The organism is Sporosarcina sp. AD_1, assembly GCF_057373025.1.
This window is the reverse complement of the sequence record NZ_JBPVIR010000006.1, coordinates 262,514-277,714: the sequence shown is the minus strand read 5'-3', so window position 1 is coordinate 277,714 and position 15,201 is coordinate 262,514. Positions and strand designations below refer to the sequence as shown.

The window sequence follows — 15,201 nt, the reverse complement described above, 5'->3', positions numbered from 1 at the left end:
TAGCTTAAACTGTCGAAGGTGTCATTAGCACATCTTGCAGAAATGGCCGTGCACACCGTTCTATATTTCCCCAGCCGTCATAGAATGAAATGAATTCTATACGAAAAGGGGACAAGACCATGTTTGCAGTTCATTTCTATGAAAATAAAACATACGTACTCAATCAAGCATTACGGAACTTGCCTGCTGTTGATGAGGAGATCCGCATCAAAGGAAGGAAAGGTAAAGTCGTCAGTGTTGAGGCTATGGAGGACAACAAGTATTTTGTGTACGTGGAATTTGAGAAGATTGTAGCCAAGAAGGCAGATGCACTGGATCCAAAGAAACGAAAACGATAATGTTCAACTGAATTTATTAGCACGAAACAAAAGCATGCCTGAACTGAAAAGTAATCTGGCATGCTTTTGATATTCCTTACGACATCATTTCGGCAAGGATCTCATACGATCTCAAGCGATCCGCATGGTGATAGATTCCCGAACTGATAATGAGCTCATTCGTTTTGGTCGCCTGCAGAAATGTCTCAAGTTTCCGTCTGACTGTGTCAGCACTGCCGACGATAGTCGATGGCCACTCCAATAACTCTTCAATGGCTGCCTTTTCATATTCGTCGAAGACAGCATCCGGATTTTCGTGAGGCGGCTTGAATTTGCCTGTGACACCTCGGCGGATATTCAAAAACTGTTGCATATAAGATGTCGCCAGATAGTGCGCTTTTTCATCTGTATCCGCAGCAATGACATTGACGCCAAGCATGACGTACGGTTCTGAAAGATCCTTCGACGGCTTGAACCGTTGATGATAAAGCTGCAGCGCCTGCATGAGATAAGCAGGTGCAAAATGGCTCGCAAAAGAGAACGGCAGACCTAATTCAGCCGCCAGCTGTGCGCTGAATCCGCTCGAGCCTAGTAGCCAAATCGGAATGTCTTGGCCCTCACCCGGTACTGCACGTACGCGCGCCGTCGGGTTGTACTCGAAATAGCCCCGTAGCTCAGCAAGTTGTTCGGGAAAATCCTCTCCGCTGCTATGCAGTGTCCTGCGAAGAGCGTACGCCGTCGCCTGGTCACTGCCTGGCGCCCGGCCCAGCCCGAGATCGATGCGTCCAGGATACATGGCTTCAAGCGTTCCAAATTGTTCCGCAATGACGAGTGGCGCATGGTTCGGTAGCATGACGCCCCCAGAACCGACACGTATGGTCTTCGTTGCCCCTGCCACATGTCCGATAATGATGGACGTCGCTGAACTTGCGACGCCTTGCATATTATGATGCTCCGCCAGCCAGTATCGATTAAATCCCCAGCGATCTGCATGTTGCGCAAGGTCGACCGTATTTCTAAACGACTGGGCAGCGTCACTTCCTTCATTAATCATCGCCAGATCGAGAATGGAAAATGGGATGCCATTGAACTTTTTTGCGTTTGACTGGATCATGTGAACACACTCCCAACTATTTTTATGTAGTCTCTCTTCACAAAAGAGGAACAGTATTCAGTTTGTCTCCATCATAGCCCTTTAAAAACGAGACTTCCATTCTTAGGATTCTCCACCTTGTCCCTTAAATACACATCCATGGAAAAGCCCGCAACCTAGTAAAGTTGCGAGCCCGTTTCCTTATCATTTTTCCACTCCACGTATGGCTGCCTTCAAATCCTCCACCAAATCCTCCGCATCCTCCAGGCCAACCGAAATACGGATGAGCCCGTCTTCAATGCCGAGTGCGAGTCGTCTCTCCCTCGGGATGGAGGCATGCGTCATCAAGGATGGGATAGAAATTAAGCTTTCTACCGCGCCGAGACTCTCTGCCAGCGTAAAGTAGCGAGCCGATTTAACAATGGCCTTGGCTTTCTCTCCATTTTCGACTGTGAAGGAGACCATCCCTCCAAATCCGCCCGCCTGCGATTGATGGATCGCATGGCCAGGATGGTCCTCAAGCCCCGGATAATAGATCTTCCCGACCGACTTCTCCTTCTGCAGCATGGAGACGATCGCTTTCGTATTCGCTTCCACTTCCTCCATCCGGACACCGAGCGTTTTGATGCCGCGGATCAACAGCCAGCTATCCTGCGGGCCCAAAATTCCTCCGGTCGAGTTTTGAATAAAATGCAATTCATCCCCTAATGCATCATTGGCCGCCACGACCAATCCTGCAACGACATCACTATGGCCGCCCAAGTATTTCGTTGCACTGTGCAACACAAGATCCGCACCAAGGGCAATCGGATTTTGCCAATACGGAGTGCTGAAGGTGTTATCCACAATAAACCGCAAGCCATGCTCTTTGGCTATCTCTCCTATCGCCTTGACGTCTGTCACTTTCAAAAGAGGATTCGTCGGTGTTTCTACAAAAATGGCCTTGGTTTCCGGCCGAATGGATTTCGTAACAGTTTCCAGATCGGTCGTATCCACAAACGTCACGTCAATTCCGAAACGTTGAAACACTTTCGTCATGATGCGGTATGTTCCGCCATAGACATCATCCGTCAACAGGAGATGATCGCCCGCAGAAAACAACTGAACGACTGCAGCAATCGCTGCCATTCCCGAACCGAAGGCGAACCCTCTCGCACCGCCTTCCAAATCCGCAATTAATGTTTCCAGCGCTTCCCGCGTCGGATTGCCGGTTCTGGCATACTCATATTTGAAATTCCCGACCCCGTCCTGCTGGTACGTACTTGCGTGATAAACCGGTATCGAGACTGCACCTGTATACGGATCCCGGCTGATGCCTCCGTGAATCAATTTAGTTTTCTTCTTCATTGCTCCTTCACCTCATCATAGATTCCGCTGCTCATATATCGTTCACTGCTGTCAGGAAAGATGGTAATGATATTCGTCCATGGCGGCGCCTGCTCCGCTTCTTTCAATGCCGCTGCCAGTGCAGCCCCGGAGGAACTGCCAATCAACAGCCCTTCTCTTCGTGCCGCTTCCCGCAAGAAATGAAATGCCTCTTCATCTGAAATCGTATGGATCCCGTCAAACAAGCTTTGTTCGATGAAGGAAGGGATAAATTCCATTCCAATTCCTTCCGTTCGATGACTTCCCGGTTCCCCGCCATTTAGTATCGAGCCCTCAGGCTCCACGACAGCACAACGGATACACGGGTTCTTCTCCTTCAAATAGCGGGCTGTTCCGGTAAACGTGCCGCCCGAACCGGCGCCAGCGACAAAAACACCGATGTCCCCTTCCAGAGCCTCCCATAGCTCAGGTCCTAGCGTATGATAATACGTATCCGGGTTGGCCGCGTTCTGAAATTGTCCTGGATTGTAGGCACCCGGCAACTCTCCAAGAAGCCGTTTTGTCTCTTGAATGGCGCCTGCCATTCCGAGTTCTGTTGGTGTATTAACAACTTTTGCGCCAAGCGCTCTCATCAAGGACTGTTTTTCCACACTGAACTTTTCCGGCGTGACAAAAATAGTTTGGATCCCATGGTGGATTGCCGCAAGGGCGAGCCCGATTCCCGTATTGCCGGCAGTCGGTTCAATAATCGTTCCGCCCTTTGTCAGCTTCCCCTCCAGCAACGCACGCTCGATCAAATAGTAGCCGAGCCGGTCCTTCACACTGCCGCCCGGATTAAAGTATTCCAGCTTGGCAAATAACCTGACACCATGCGGTAGGGGGAAGGATCTCAACTCGAACAATGGCGTATTTCCAATCAAGTCTTTTATGTTATTTACGTAATTCATGCTGTCCCTCTTTTATTCAAATACTTGCGTCCACTCGCTCCGTTTTTCAAGCATGCCTTTTGCCGCTTCCTTCGCGCCTTCCAGACTATGGCTAGCCGCCCAACCGCATTGAACTTCATTGCAAGCTGGCACTTCGTCTGCTTCTAACACATCTCGCAACGTCTTCTCCAGTATCGTAAGCACCTCATCATAATCATCATGATTAATGAGCGCCATATAATAACCTGTCTGGCATCCCATCGGACTGATATCAACGATCCGATCGGAGTGATTCCTGCTGAACTCCGCCATCATATGCTCAAGGGAATGAATCGCCGGCATTTCCAAATGCTCCTTGTTCGGTTGTGTAAAGCGAATGTCGTACTTACGAATTACGTCTCCATTGATTCCTTCCTTCACCCCAGCCAACCGCACATACGGCGCTTTCACCTTCGTGTGATCCAGATTGAAACTTTCCACGTTCATCTTCTTTTCCGTAGCTGACATGTTCATCTCTCCTTTTTTGTAGCGTCCATTAGCCAAACGAAATCATTTTGCTGCTCAAACTTTACGTCAAACCCTGCTGCATGAAACATCTCCATCAAGCGCGTAATGGTGGAATAATATTCTGTCCGTAAATCTCTCGCCAGACGGAAATACCCTTTTTGCTCCGATTCTTCAATCTTCTGCTCCTTCGCCAGCTCCGTCACAAAAACGGTATCGGCAAAAATGATTCGCCCATTCGGTCCTAAAAGGCGATGGAAATTGACCAGCGCCGTCGCTTTCTCTTCGTCCGTCAAATGATGAAAAGCATACGTGCTGACCATCGTGCCGACCTGAACGGCAGGCTCCGGAAACTCTAAAAAGTGACCATCGACTACATCCAGATCCGGGAGTTTCTGAAGAACTTGTTCTCTCATCCCTTTGGAAGGCTCCACCCCATACACTTCCAAGCCTTGAGTCAATAGCTTCTCCGTCAAATTCCCTGTCCCCACCCCAAATTCCACAACAAAGCCCTCACTCCGCTGTGCCACGTTCTCCAAAATCTCCTCATACTTCGCAAAAACATCTTTATACTCCAAATCAAAACCAGCCACCGTGCTGTCATACGACTCCGCCCATTGATCGAACAACTCATTAAACTCAATCCCCATTAAAAACACCCTTTTCTTATCAACTTACTCGGAATTAATTTTAAGACTACCAAATGTATTTTGAAATAGCAAGTAGGTTTTTCGCCTATATTGGTGTAGGAACCTGAGATTGAGAGGTTTGATTGCTATGTGTGGCTGACGCAGTGATTTCAAAATGCATCAGTTTGAGGCGTGCTTGTGAGAGAACTCGAGTACTTTTGACACTGACACGACTTCTGATTGATAAAACAAGAGTTACTCTCAAGCCGGGGCAGCTATTCGAGATCCGGGACAGGCGATACGAGCGGTTCACAGCAACATACGAGAGGTTAACTCGCATATACGAGCGGTCCACAAATTATACGAGCGCTTGTCAGCGGATACGAGTGGTTCGAAGGGATATACGAGAGGTTATCTGGATATACGAGCGGTTCCCCTATTTAATCGAGCGGTTACAAAATTCCCGAAACGGTTGCCGGCGCATATACGAGCGGTCCACGAATTATACGAGCGGTTGTCGGCGGATACGAGTGGTTCGAAGAAAGATACGAGAGGTTACCTGGATATACGAGCGGTTAGCATAGTTAATCGAGCGGTTACCAAATCCCCGAGCACTCACTCAATAAACCAACAAAAAACCCATCCACCAGAGCATGCTCCGGGGATGGGCTGGATACAGATAATGCACGAAATAATCAGCTTGGCAGAGAACGATGGGCCAACACAAGAATCCCGTAACTGGTTCTCCAAGGTTTGAAAGAGCCTTGATTGTTAAGCGTTCAACTTTAATCGATTAAGAACTTTAAGACCTAAGTTTTACAGCTTTGAACGCTGAGTTTTGAGCTTTTTTTCTGCTCAGTAAAAGTCATTTGATTAGTTGAGGCCGGTTTTCTATTTAACCCAAAGAAAAGCCGGTAAAAGAAGGGTCTTGTGGATATCGTTTTCGATTACTCATGCATTATTGAGCATTATATGGTAATAGTCGTGATGGCGTTAGACTCAGATAAGACGGCATCGACTTCGGCTTTAAAGCTCGAGACCCGCTCTTCCCACTCTTCAATCCTCTTATCCAAATGCAACGGGTCGATCAGGACGTATTCATTACGTTCCATGAATGACTTTGTATGCAGTTCGACCTCTTCTTTTTTCGCGTGTTCTTTATTGCCTAAAATGGCAATCAAATAGTCTTCCAATCGGCTTGGGAGTGACTCGTTTTCCGTGGATAGTTTATTGATGGCCATTCGGCGCTTTGCAATCATAGTCGAAAGCAATTTCTCTTCATAGGCAATCGAAGATTTGCGCTCAATCGCTTTCGCAACCGTCATTTTTTCCCCAGCGACCACGACTTCTGTTACTGCGTTAGACTGGACAATCGCATCCTTTAATCGGTTGCGGCGTTCGAGCAGGGATACTGCCTTGTCAAAACCAGCTTGGATTGTCTTTTCATAGTCTTCAATCGTAAGGCCATTTATTTTCTGTGCTGATTTTCGGTCTGTTGCAATGAAATCCGCTTCATGGATTGCTTTTGGAATTCGGTCATTTAATGTTTTCAGTTCGGATAATGCCCGATGAATTGACATCGTTTGCGTTGTAGTCATACCATATCCCCCTTGTCGTATGACCAGTTTAGCATGCTAGACTGGCAAATGGAATAATTATGGATGGCTTACTATTCTTGTTCTGCCAGGAACACATATGTGGAAAGCGGTTTGATGGTTTGATGTTTCCTGGCTTCTTCTAACAATTGAATTTCTGAATGGATTAAGCTCTTCACTTTATCCGGCACTTCTGTGAGATTCTGCAGTTCTTTATATTCAGATAAAGTCATCTCAATCTCCCATTCCCCATCTTGCAGTTCAGGGGACAAGATGGTGCCCTCTCGTTGAATGGACCAGCCTGTATTTTTTGCAATCCGCTCTACGTCCATCGGAGTGAACAGCGTCCGGACATTGGCTAAACTATTCGTTTTGCAACACTCATAATGTGATTGGATCAATACAGCCAAAAAATGAGGATATTGCTCAATCGTTTGGATACGCGTATCCCATTCTGCAAAACAAAGTTTACCTCCCCATTTCTTCATTTTAGCAAATAGGGCCTCCAGTGTTTCAAACGAATTCAAATACCATGAGCAATGGGAGAATACGATAAAATCAAACGACCCAGGCGGAAAATCAACGTGCTCCGATAATACATCGCATTCAAAACGAATTTCCATTTGGCTCCCGAGCTCAGATTGCATTAATCGGTCAGCCGCTTCTCCAAGAGTCACCGGACTTCCATACGAGGGGGACGCAATATCGAGTCCAACGACACTCCCCTGTTTTCCAACCGTGTACGCTAATGCAGCGGTCGTATCCCCTTGGCCGCATCCAATTTCTAGCACCTTGCTGCCGTTGCTGATTCCCCAGAAATCGATCAGCTTCAGTCGATGTTCCGTTTGGATGCGTTGCACATGTTCTCCTCCAGGAAGTACCGCCATACATTCCACAATGTTCTTTACCGTCTCTTGCATCCAATCATCTCCCTTCGACTAACGGAATCAAATACGTAAACGTTGTATCCGTTAAAGAAGCGAACCGCTCCAATTTTTGACCTTTCGTTTGGAACCCGAATTTCTGCAACATTTGAATAAAAGAGAAACAGAGAAACGGGTCCGTTACATCACCTTCCATAGTGGCGAAGAGTTGAGGAGGGAAGTGTTCCACATACACATCGTCTCCCATCGACTGCGGAGTTTTGCAGTTCGCCTCCAAAAGGAAACCAACCTCTCCCGTCATCATATCGCCGACCGAATCCAATGTTTTTATGTAAAGGCCAGGGGCGATGCGCACCCCCCATTTCTTTATCTCCTCCAAATCCGATTCCATCACGGCGTGAAAAGGATGAATTTTCCGCTCCACTGTATGTGTAAACCAGATGAACATCCGGGGCTCGTTCCATTTTACTAAATGGACATGGTTTTCAGCAGGTCGAATCCCGCCAAGGTATTGTTTCGCAACTTGGATGGAGGAGAGCTTAGATTCCACCTCCTTTTGCCATTTCGTAATGAAATGATGTTTCTGTTCTTCTGTAGAAACGAGGAATTGTTTAATTTCCTCAATGGCAACATCTGCGTGACGCAACGAATGGATCATCATGGCAGAGGAAAGCTGCTTTTCGTCATAGAGCCGATACCCGCTATCGGATCGGTGGGCTGGCTTCAGGAGATCCTTTTGATCGTAGAATCTCAATGTGCTGGCGGGCAATCCTGTCTTAGCAGAAAATTCGTTGATGGTCATTGTCATGTCATCATCACCGTAATGGATAAGACCAGACATTGATTTGATTGCCATCCGGGTCGTGGAAGTGGAAGCCGGCCCACCCCGTATTTGCATTACCTGCAATTTCGGTTAGCTGGATCCCTTCCTCTGAAAGCTTTTCATACGTCTCATAAAAAACATCCGGACGCACATCGAAATAATTGCGTACTGATGGATAACCTTTTTGGGCATGGACCCTATCAATTTGTTCGAATAAAATCGCATCGTATATTACTTGCTTTAATTCATTCCAATCATACGCGTCCTCGATCTTCATAAAAGTATACTGATCCTTGTGATCTTCTAAGATGAATCCCAAATGCTTCTCATACCAATCAATGGACTGCCCAATATTAGAAACACCAATACTCATACACACGATATCACTAAAACCGGTCACGCGAACATTGTCAAATTGACCGTCCTGCTTTGAATTATGGACAACAGTCAGTCTTGCATCGTCGAATGCTTGGATGTCAAAACGCCGATGTCCCGTCGGCAATGGGGCCATTTCGGTATAGTGAATTTCTTCCTTCTTAAAATAAGCGAGCGTATCTTCCAAATCAATCATTTCAAAGCAGAGGCGAGTTTCGCCCTCAAACTTCTCCCTCAACTGAAAATGATCGAGTTCCGACTCGAATGATTTTAACGTTACGACTCCCAATCGGGGCATTTTTAAGAACGCCTTTTTCCCGACCGGCGTAATAATTTTATCCAAACACGTCCATCCGAGATGTGTCGTGTACCACTCTACCCCTTCGTCAAATTTGTCCCATGCCACCATAATAAAACCGCCATCCCACCGAAATGCCATTTCGTTTCCTCCCTTTTGTCACCTTACTTATTGTTCATTGTAAAGGTTACACTTGGTTGAAGGTCAAAGTATTTTTTCAAATTACTCATTTTTTATTTTATTTTCCCCAACACAAAAAGCACCTACACTTCTGTAGATGCATGCTTGTAATGAAGTCCCCGTTCCCACCCTCACTGCCGTCGCAAATTAGCGCATGGTCGTTACAATGACAATCTACTTGTACGCATGTTACGGTACTGGGCGTCAATTGTTCGTATCGGACTCGAACCGAGTGGCATAGCCCCATCTGCCTACCGTCATTCCAACTTGCCCAGTTGGCGGGTTTGCACTCACCTTTGCGATTTGGCAGCTACCGACTGTCTTTTATAATAAATCCACTGACCAGTTCAATCCTTGGATTTTCGTATCCAATTCACGGAATTCCTTGGAAAGCCGGTCTATCTTCTTTTGCATAGCCGCCACATCTACAGCGCTGATCATTTTGATTTCTGCACGACTGTAGCGGTCTGCCCGAACCGAAGCCTGCTCGGCAATTTTCCCAAGTATTAACCGTTTTTCCCACAGCTGATCGCGCTCTGCAAGAGCATCCGCAAGGGTCCGGTCATCATCGAAATGTATAGAGCAATTCGTCCGATTGATCCGTTGAATGAGAGACGTAAGCTCTTTCATAATGTCATCCAACTCCGTCAATAACATATTCGGATCCTCTGCGGGCTGTTCTCCTTCTTGCACTTTCACGTTATTTTCGATCCGCATTTTCAATTGCTCAATTCTTCTTTGATAGTCTGCCCGTGTTATTAATGCTTCCGCAAGTTTCACGAAACTTCACCTCTTTTGTCTTCATGATCTAGTATCTACTCTTCTGCTCTACTAATTAATTTCTTCATCTGCCTTCTAAATCCTTTATTTTTTTGAAGAAATCTACAGTACATTGATTATCCCCTTCCAATACTGCTAGAAACGAAAGCGGATGTCCTTAGGGCTGCAGCAAACCCGATCATAACCAGAAGCCTATGACCAAGCCCACTTACCTGCTTAATCATGGGCTTCTTTTTTCTCCATAACATCCCGAACCGTAAATTATTAGCAATAGCCATCCATTTATATTAAAGTAATAGAAAGGTTTAGAGCTCGAATACGTAATCCAACCAGGGGAGGCAAAGCAGTGACGAGATGTGAGGAACTATACGAATTTTTAATCAGTAGAGCAACAGAGTTGACAGAGAGATGGTATGAAGAGGCAGATAAAACAACTGGCGTCTATGCCTCTACAAATCAAGAAGAAATACGTATTTTGAAAGAGCAAAATAAGTTGTTTCATCTGAAGTTCTTCCGAGTATTAAAAGAGGATGAAGAAGAATTCCTGAAAAACTTGGAAGAGTGGATTTTGGCAGTCGCCAAAGATGAAAGCCATCAAGTGACGCCGATCAACTCCATTATGAAGGAGTTTTATCGTGTCCGAAATCATTACTTGGAGCTCGTTCAACGTTTCGTTACCGAACAGAATGGTACAGATGAAGAATTGAATAAGTGGAGCCACGTCATTATCGATACGATGGATCGTGTGACCATCTGGTTCTTGGAAGAGTACGACAGATACTCTATGGAGCGTCTTCACAGCCACCGGGAACTGATCAATGAGCTCAGCGTGCCCGTCATCTCACTGACACCTACGACCGGCCTACTGCCACTCATCGGCGATATTGATACGGTCCGTGCTAAATATATTCTGGATGAAGCATTGGAACAAAGTGCTGGCAAAGGGCTGGATCGCCTATTCATCGACCTATCAGGCGTTCTCGTTGTTGATACAATGGTTGCTCAGCAACTATTCCAGTTACACGAATCCCTGCGGCTGCTTGGCATTCAGACAACCCTTTGCGGCATTCGTCCGGAAATTGCGCAAACCGCAACGCAGCTCGGCCTGTCATTCGATAACATCTCCATTTGTTCAACATTGCAGCGTGCCTTGCAGTCCTCTGTCTTGCAATAAAAAAAGTCCTTGGCAATTTAATTTTGCCGAGGACTTTTTTATTTATTGTCAAAATGATTAGTGCTAAAACATTCCATTCTCATTGGGCGAGCCGGCGTTCAGCGGTTGTCCCACATCCCACATCTCCACAATCTTTCCTTCGTGAAAGCGGAACAGATGCACAACTGCCGCCCCGATATCGCCAGCATTTTGTTGTATATGCGAATAGACCATCACTCTTCCGTCTTCCTCCATGGTCTGCTTCACCGTGATGATTTTTTCCGGGCTCCTGTCCCCATTCTGTTTCATCGCGGTCCGCAATGCTTCCGCATCTCCGGGGAAATACGGATTATGGTGAATTAAATCAGGGCTCACATAAGTTTCAAATGCTTTGTCAATCTGTCCAGCAACGATATGTTGAAGAAACGCCACTGCCTTGTCTTTATTCAGCTCCATCAGATGACTCCTCTCATGATCAATCTTAAACTGTTTCTGCTTTACTTTTAGCAGCTTCTCTTAAATGGGCCACATGGTTTGGATTATCCTCCCACGCGTGCATGAGCTTTCGCTGCTTGTCTTTCAAGTCCGCCTCAGGCTCTTCAATCAATTCCATGCGGTCCATCTTCTCCTGAAAAATGCCCGCTTCTTTCATTTTGCGCAATCCTCCAAAGCCCATTTCGTCATTCAACAGCCATACAACCCGCTTGATTTTGGAGAATAGAATTCCTCCAGTGCACATCGGGCAAGGCTCCAATGTGCTGTATAGCGTAAATGTCTTCTGCCGAATTTTGGCGTCAAAAATAGCTTCACCGGCATTTCGAATTGCATCAATTTCCGCGTGCGCGGTAGTATCTTGGGCGGAATGGACACGATTTCTTCCAATGGCAATCAAGTTGAACTGCTCGTCCACGAGAACAGCGCCGACCGGATATGTATTTTTTTGTAATGCCAGTTCAGCCTGCTCCAGTGCCAGCTCCAAGTATTTCCGATCTTGTTTACTACTCAATGTACTTTCCCCTCCTAGAATCAGTTACGCCCCGAACCACATAGGTGAGCAATCCAGCAAAGATGGTGGCAGCAAAAAACAATAAATACGTGAAGCCATTGAAGTACTGGCTGTTGACATGTGGAGAAGCAAGCGAACTAGTGATGGAACGGATGTAATCCCAGTCTTCCCGTCCATGCATTTCCTTGTTCACTTGAAATAAATAATGGCGATACTCCTCAAGCCACAGCTGCTGAAAATAGATTCCGGCCGCTATCCCGGCTACCAGCACTAGCAACATTCCTGCTGCAATTGAAAGGCTTGGCTGTATCTTTTTAAAGATAAGGTACCAGAGAACGAAAGCTAAGATAAAAAGAAGCGGCAACGGCATCATAACCAAGAGGGCAACATTTCCATTCCCTGACACACTGCCTGGGCGCGGGGTTAATTGATTTATGAGCCAAAACAAGCCGGCTGCCAGAACAAGCACACAACTGAGAGCCAGGTAGATCTTTTTCATGTGCATCACATCCTCTGTTTAGCTTCCGATCCTAACCGCATTCCCTTTGTTCTTAAGTGTCGAAATGATGCTCAAAGCGGCGAGATAACTTGTTTTCGGATTTGACGGCATCGGTCTATTTTCAATTTCCATGCGCATCTCTCCAAAGTCTCCGGCAGCTTCGATACAGTGCGTGTTTCGATCAATGCCAGGATCGGCGATGACACGCACCTTCGTTTTCTCTGAACCCAGTCCGGCCAAAGATAACAATAAGGCGACATTCACATTTTTCGGAAACCTATCGATTGCCTCTCTCGCAGAACCATCGAATATTACTGCGGCTTCTTTGATGGATTCCATCCCTAACGAACGAGGTGATTTTTTCGTAGTAATCCGGACATCGTGCAGCCCGCCTATGGCATTTGCCGATTGTAAAAGATCCAGTCCTCCAATGGCTCCGGAAGGGAGATAGATTGTTACTCCATTCCTTTCTGCAAGAACTCGTATTTCTCGTAAGAATGCGTCGTCTTTTAAGGCACCAATACTGCTGACGATCAGGTCCTTTTTATTTTCTACAATCTGTTTCATATACTGAACAGCAGCCTCCACTGTTGCCGCTTCCACAACTATGTCAATCGATGATTGAAGAAACGCCTGGAAGTCCGTATAGAAAGCAACACCATATTGTTCTTCCAGTCGATCTCCAGCTTCGCTATTTCTGCCAAACAGCGAAACGACCTTTCCTTCCACTTGCTTTTCTTCGTTGAATATCTCAAGTAAATACGTCGCAATATTGCCTGTTCCGATAATGCCGATCTTCATGCCGTCCCTCCTATCATGATGGATGATCCCTGCCTTGGCCTACTGCCACGGATAAGTACTCCACATCCTATAGCAGACAAAGCCGACGAACAAGACGAAAGTGAAGGCCGCAGAGATTTTGAATACAGTTGAATTTTCCACATTCCTATTGAGTACTTTATAAATGGTGAAATTAACTGCCATAACGACAAGCAGTGTAAGAAAGACCCAAATCCAATACTCTACCCCCATCATTCAACACCCCCTGATTGCTAAAATGTCCCATTTGGCCGTTTCATTTATCGTACCACATCTAGAACCCTTCCTGTATCCAGCTTCTATAACTCCTTTAAAAACCAGATGAGATAAAACAGCGTCAAGATTATGATGCCAATGATGGATCTAATTTTTATATACTTTATCCCCTCGTCGGATAACTCGGGATCTTCGTTATACATCCAGCGTTCGCCCCATAATGTTGTGTCTTCCGGATATTTCAGCTGAAGTATGAGAAAGAGATAAATTGGGTTGAGTAAGATAAATGTGATAATAAACGTAAACATGACATTCCCCTTTTCTTCCAGTGTCCTTATCTATCTATACGTCACTGAACTTCAGGAGTTTCAAAACTACTCCTATTCTGCTGGATTAATTCCCCGATTTCAGCAAGTGATACACCTCTTTTGCATCTTCCAGCTTCAAGGTATAAACGGTATGCGTATCTAAGGTGTTCATGACCGCTCCCGACTCTTCTGAGATCCAAAGAAAGTACATGTCGCCATCCAGGTCAAATTGGTAATTCGGATTCATCATGTCCGCAATTCCAGGAAGCCTTTCTGCCCGTTCTACCGCATGCTTCAGTTGCTGTCTGACTTCTGCTTCTGAGATTGATTGCAAGGAAGATTCACTGTACATGCTCTCACTTTCCTGCAAGACAAGGGACGGGGCTTTTTCTTTCGTCGCGGAACAACAGCCAAGGACGGGCAGTAACAGTGAGACCATGCCAGCAACATACCATCTCATTTCACCACTCCTATTCATGTTGTTTACTTATTGAATCAGACGGTTCTCAATTATTTTCGTCACAGCTATTTTGCTAATCATATATTTATTATCTAAACCCACTGAATAGTCATTCATTTTATGGTAAGCTACTTACAAGAAGGAATAAATCGGGGGTGCAACTATTGTTTATGAAGAAGAGATGCATTCTGGGAGAATCAAGCGGCGTACGGTACATAAATGGCATCCTTTCCTGGCAAGGGGTGCAGCTTAATGTGCACTGCTTTGAAACGGATGGAGTTTTAATTGATACGGGAGCCCAATCTTTACTGGAGGAGTTCAAGCCTTTCTTTGCAGCTGCGGATGTTGAGCAGATTTTCATCACTCATGCACACGAAGATCATACAGGAGGCGCGAGATTCCTGCAAAATGAGTACGGGCTGCCTATCTATATCCATGAGATGTCCATTGATGAATGTGCTGAAAAAGCAAAGTATCCGCTCTATCGGAAATGGTTCTGGGGGAAGAGACGTCCTTTTTCAGCACAGCCGATGGGAGAATCCTTTACATCACGGAATTGCTCTTGGCGTGCGATTCCGACACCCGGCCACTCAAATGACCATTTGGCATTCCTGAATAACGATACCGGTCAACTCTTCTCGGGTGATTTATTCGTTCATCCTAAGACCAAACTGATCATGCGCGAAGAGAGCATTCCGGACATTATCTCATCCATTGAAGTAGTATTAGCCTTGGAATTCGATGAACTGTTCTGCTGCCACGCAGGCTATGTCAAAGAGGGACGCAAAGCGTTCCAAAGCAAGCTGGAGTATCTCTATGAACTGCGGGCGCAAACCCTTGAGCTCTATACGAAAGGTTGCCCTGCGAAAGAGATTCAAGCAAGGCTGTTTCCAAAAAAATATCCCATCAGCCGCTTTTCGTCCGGCGAATGGGATTCCATTCATATGATTAATTCGATTATTAAAGAAGCGGGCACTCCGTAATTTTTATGGAGTGCCCGCTTCTGGATG

Annotated in this window: 21 protein-coding genes; 4 read left to right on the top strand and 17 right to left on the bottom strand. The window is 46.0% G+C overall.

All coding sequences use genetic code 11. From position 1 onward, the window contains the following. The first annotated feature begins 119 nt into the window (after positions 1–119). A complete protein-coding gene (locus ACSW3C_RS13755; RefSeq protein WP_486563270.1) occupies positions 120–338 on the top strand; it encodes a hypothetical protein in 219 nt (72 codons plus the stop codon). A gap of 76 nt (positions 339–414) precedes the next feature. On the opposite strand, the gene ACSW3C_RS13750 is transcribed toward ACSW3C_RS13755, so the two are convergent. From ACSW3C_RS13750 to ACSW3C_RS13730, 5 genes are all read right to left on the bottom strand, one after another. Beyond that, positions 415–1,431, bottom strand: a complete 1,017-nt coding sequence (locus tag ACSW3C_RS13750; RefSeq protein ID WP_486563268.1) for an LLM class flavin-dependent oxidoreductase — start codon at positions 1,429–1,431, stop codon at positions 415–417. Between the two features lie 183 nt (positions 1,432–1,614). Next, on the bottom strand, positions 1,615–2,757 hold the full coding sequence (locus ACSW3C_RS13745; protein WP_486563266.1) for a bifunctional cystathionine gamma-lyase/homocysteine desulfhydrase: 1,143 nt from the start codon (positions 2,755–2,757) through the stop codon (positions 1,615–1,617). Then, complete coding sequence (locus tag ACSW3C_RS13740; RefSeq protein ID WP_486563264.1) at positions 2,754–3,683, bottom strand: PLP-dependent cysteine synthase family protein; 930 nt, start codon at positions 3,681–3,683, stop codon at positions 2,754–2,756. The genes ACSW3C_RS13745 and ACSW3C_RS13740 overlap by 4 nt, the downstream gene beginning before the upstream one ends. A gap of 12 nt (positions 3,684–3,695) precedes the next feature. Next, complete coding sequence (locus ACSW3C_RS13735) at positions 3,696–4,169, bottom strand: S-ribosylhomocysteine lyase (RefSeq protein ID WP_486563262.1); 474 nt, start codon at positions 4,167–4,169, stop codon at positions 3,696–3,698. 2 nt (positions 4,170–4,171) lie between these two features. After that, positions 4,172–4,816, bottom strand: coding sequence for a class I SAM-dependent DNA methyltransferase (locus tag ACSW3C_RS13730; protein ID WP_486563260.1), 645 nt, complete (start codon positions 4,814–4,816; stop codon positions 4,172–4,174). Between the two features lie 197 nt (positions 4,817–5,013). Here ACSW3C_RS13730 and ACSW3C_RS13725 point away from each other — a divergent pair, with 197 nt between their 5' ends. Then, positions 5,014–5,379, top strand: a complete 366-nt coding sequence (locus ACSW3C_RS13725; protein ID WP_486563258.1) for a hypothetical protein — start codon at positions 5,014–5,016, stop codon at positions 5,377–5,379. A gap of 384 nt (positions 5,380–5,763) precedes the next feature. Here the strand turns inward: ACSW3C_RS13725 and ACSW3C_RS13720 are convergent, their stop codons facing one another. The 5 genes from ACSW3C_RS13720 to ACSW3C_RS13700 all read right to left on the bottom strand — a co-directional run bounded on the left by ACSW3C_RS13720 (position 5,764) and on the right by ACSW3C_RS13700 (position 9,730). Beyond that, positions 5,764–6,393, bottom strand: a complete 630-nt coding sequence (locus ACSW3C_RS13720) for a hypothetical protein (RefSeq protein ID WP_486563257.1) — start codon at positions 6,391–6,393, stop codon at positions 5,764–5,766. A 71-nt stretch (positions 6,394–6,464) separates the two neighbouring features. Next, positions 6,465–7,310 (bottom strand): class I SAM-dependent methyltransferase, encoded by an 846-nt coding sequence (locus ACSW3C_RS13715; protein WP_486563255.1) that lies wholly within the window; start codon positions 7,308–7,310, stop codon positions 6,465–6,467. 4 nt (positions 7,311–7,314) lie between these two features. After that, positions 7,315–8,172: a helix-turn-helix domain-containing protein gene (locus ACSW3C_RS13710; RefSeq protein WP_486563254.1), complete on the bottom strand. Its 858-nt coding sequence runs from the start codon at positions 8,170–8,172 to the stop codon at positions 7,315–7,317. Then, entirely contained in the window at positions 8,090–8,911 is an 822-nt protein-coding gene (locus tag ACSW3C_RS13705; protein WP_486563253.1) for a VOC family protein, read from the bottom strand. The genes ACSW3C_RS13710 and ACSW3C_RS13705 overlap by 83 nt, the downstream gene beginning before the upstream one ends. 363 nt (positions 8,912–9,274) lie before the next feature. Beyond that, complete coding sequence (locus tag ACSW3C_RS13700; RefSeq protein ID WP_486563251.1) at positions 9,275–9,730, bottom strand: DIP1984 family protein; 456 nt, start codon at positions 9,728–9,730, stop codon at positions 9,275–9,277. A gap of 346 nt (positions 9,731–10,076) precedes the next feature. Here ACSW3C_RS13700 and ACSW3C_RS13695 point away from each other — a divergent pair, with 346 nt between their 5' ends. After that, on the top strand, positions 10,077–10,904 hold the full coding sequence (locus ACSW3C_RS13695) for an STAS domain-containing protein (RefSeq protein WP_486563249.1): 828 nt from the start codon (positions 10,077–10,079) through the stop codon (positions 10,902–10,904). Between the two features lie 63 nt (positions 10,905–10,967). On the opposite strand, the gene ACSW3C_RS13690 is transcribed toward ACSW3C_RS13695, so the two are convergent. The 7 genes from ACSW3C_RS13690 to ACSW3C_RS13660 form a co-directional block, all read right to left on the bottom strand. Then, a complete protein-coding gene (locus ACSW3C_RS13690) occupies positions 10,968–11,339 on the bottom strand; it encodes a nuclear transport factor 2 family protein (protein ID WP_486563247.1) in 372 nt (123 codons plus the stop codon). Positions 11,340–11,364: 25 nt separating this feature from the next. Continuing rightward, complete coding sequence (locus ACSW3C_RS13685) at positions 11,365–11,889, bottom strand: nucleoside deaminase (RefSeq protein ID WP_486563245.1); 525 nt, start codon at positions 11,887–11,889, stop codon at positions 11,365–11,367. Continuing rightward, positions 11,882–12,388 (bottom strand): hypothetical protein, encoded by a 507-nt coding sequence (locus ACSW3C_RS13680; RefSeq protein ID WP_486563244.1) that lies wholly within the window; start codon positions 12,386–12,388, stop codon positions 11,882–11,884. Before ACSW3C_RS13680 ends, ACSW3C_RS13685 begins: the two co-directional genes overlap by 8 nt. A gap of 18 nt (positions 12,389–12,406) precedes the next feature. Continuing rightward, positions 12,407–13,189, bottom strand: coding sequence for an aspartate dehydrogenase (gene nadX, locus ACSW3C_RS13675; protein ID WP_486563242.1), 783 nt, complete (start codon positions 13,187–13,189; stop codon positions 12,407–12,409). A 39-nt stretch (positions 13,190–13,228) separates the two neighbouring features. Then, positions 13,229–13,423 carry a hypothetical protein gene (locus ACSW3C_RS13670; RefSeq protein ID WP_486563241.1) on the bottom strand — a complete coding sequence of 65 codons (195 nt, stop codon included), beginning with the start codon at positions 13,421–13,423 and terminating at the stop codon, positions 13,229–13,231. 83 nt (positions 13,424–13,506) lie between these two features. Then, on the bottom strand, positions 13,507–13,731 hold the full coding sequence (locus ACSW3C_RS13665) for a hypothetical protein (RefSeq protein WP_486563239.1): 225 nt from the start codon (positions 13,729–13,731) through the stop codon (positions 13,507–13,509). A gap of 85 nt (positions 13,732–13,816) precedes the next feature. Next, complete coding sequence (locus ACSW3C_RS13660) at positions 13,817–14,191, bottom strand: YhfM domain-containing protein (protein WP_486563237.1); 375 nt, start codon at positions 14,189–14,191, stop codon at positions 13,817–13,819. Between the two features lie 170 nt (positions 14,192–14,361). Between ACSW3C_RS13660 and ACSW3C_RS13655 the strand changes: the two genes are divergently transcribed. Next, positions 14,362–15,174 (top strand): MBL fold metallo-hydrolase, encoded by an 813-nt coding sequence (locus ACSW3C_RS13655; RefSeq protein WP_486563389.1) that lies wholly within the window; start codon positions 14,362–14,364, stop codon positions 15,172–15,174. Positions 15,175–15,201: the final 27 nt, after the last annotated feature.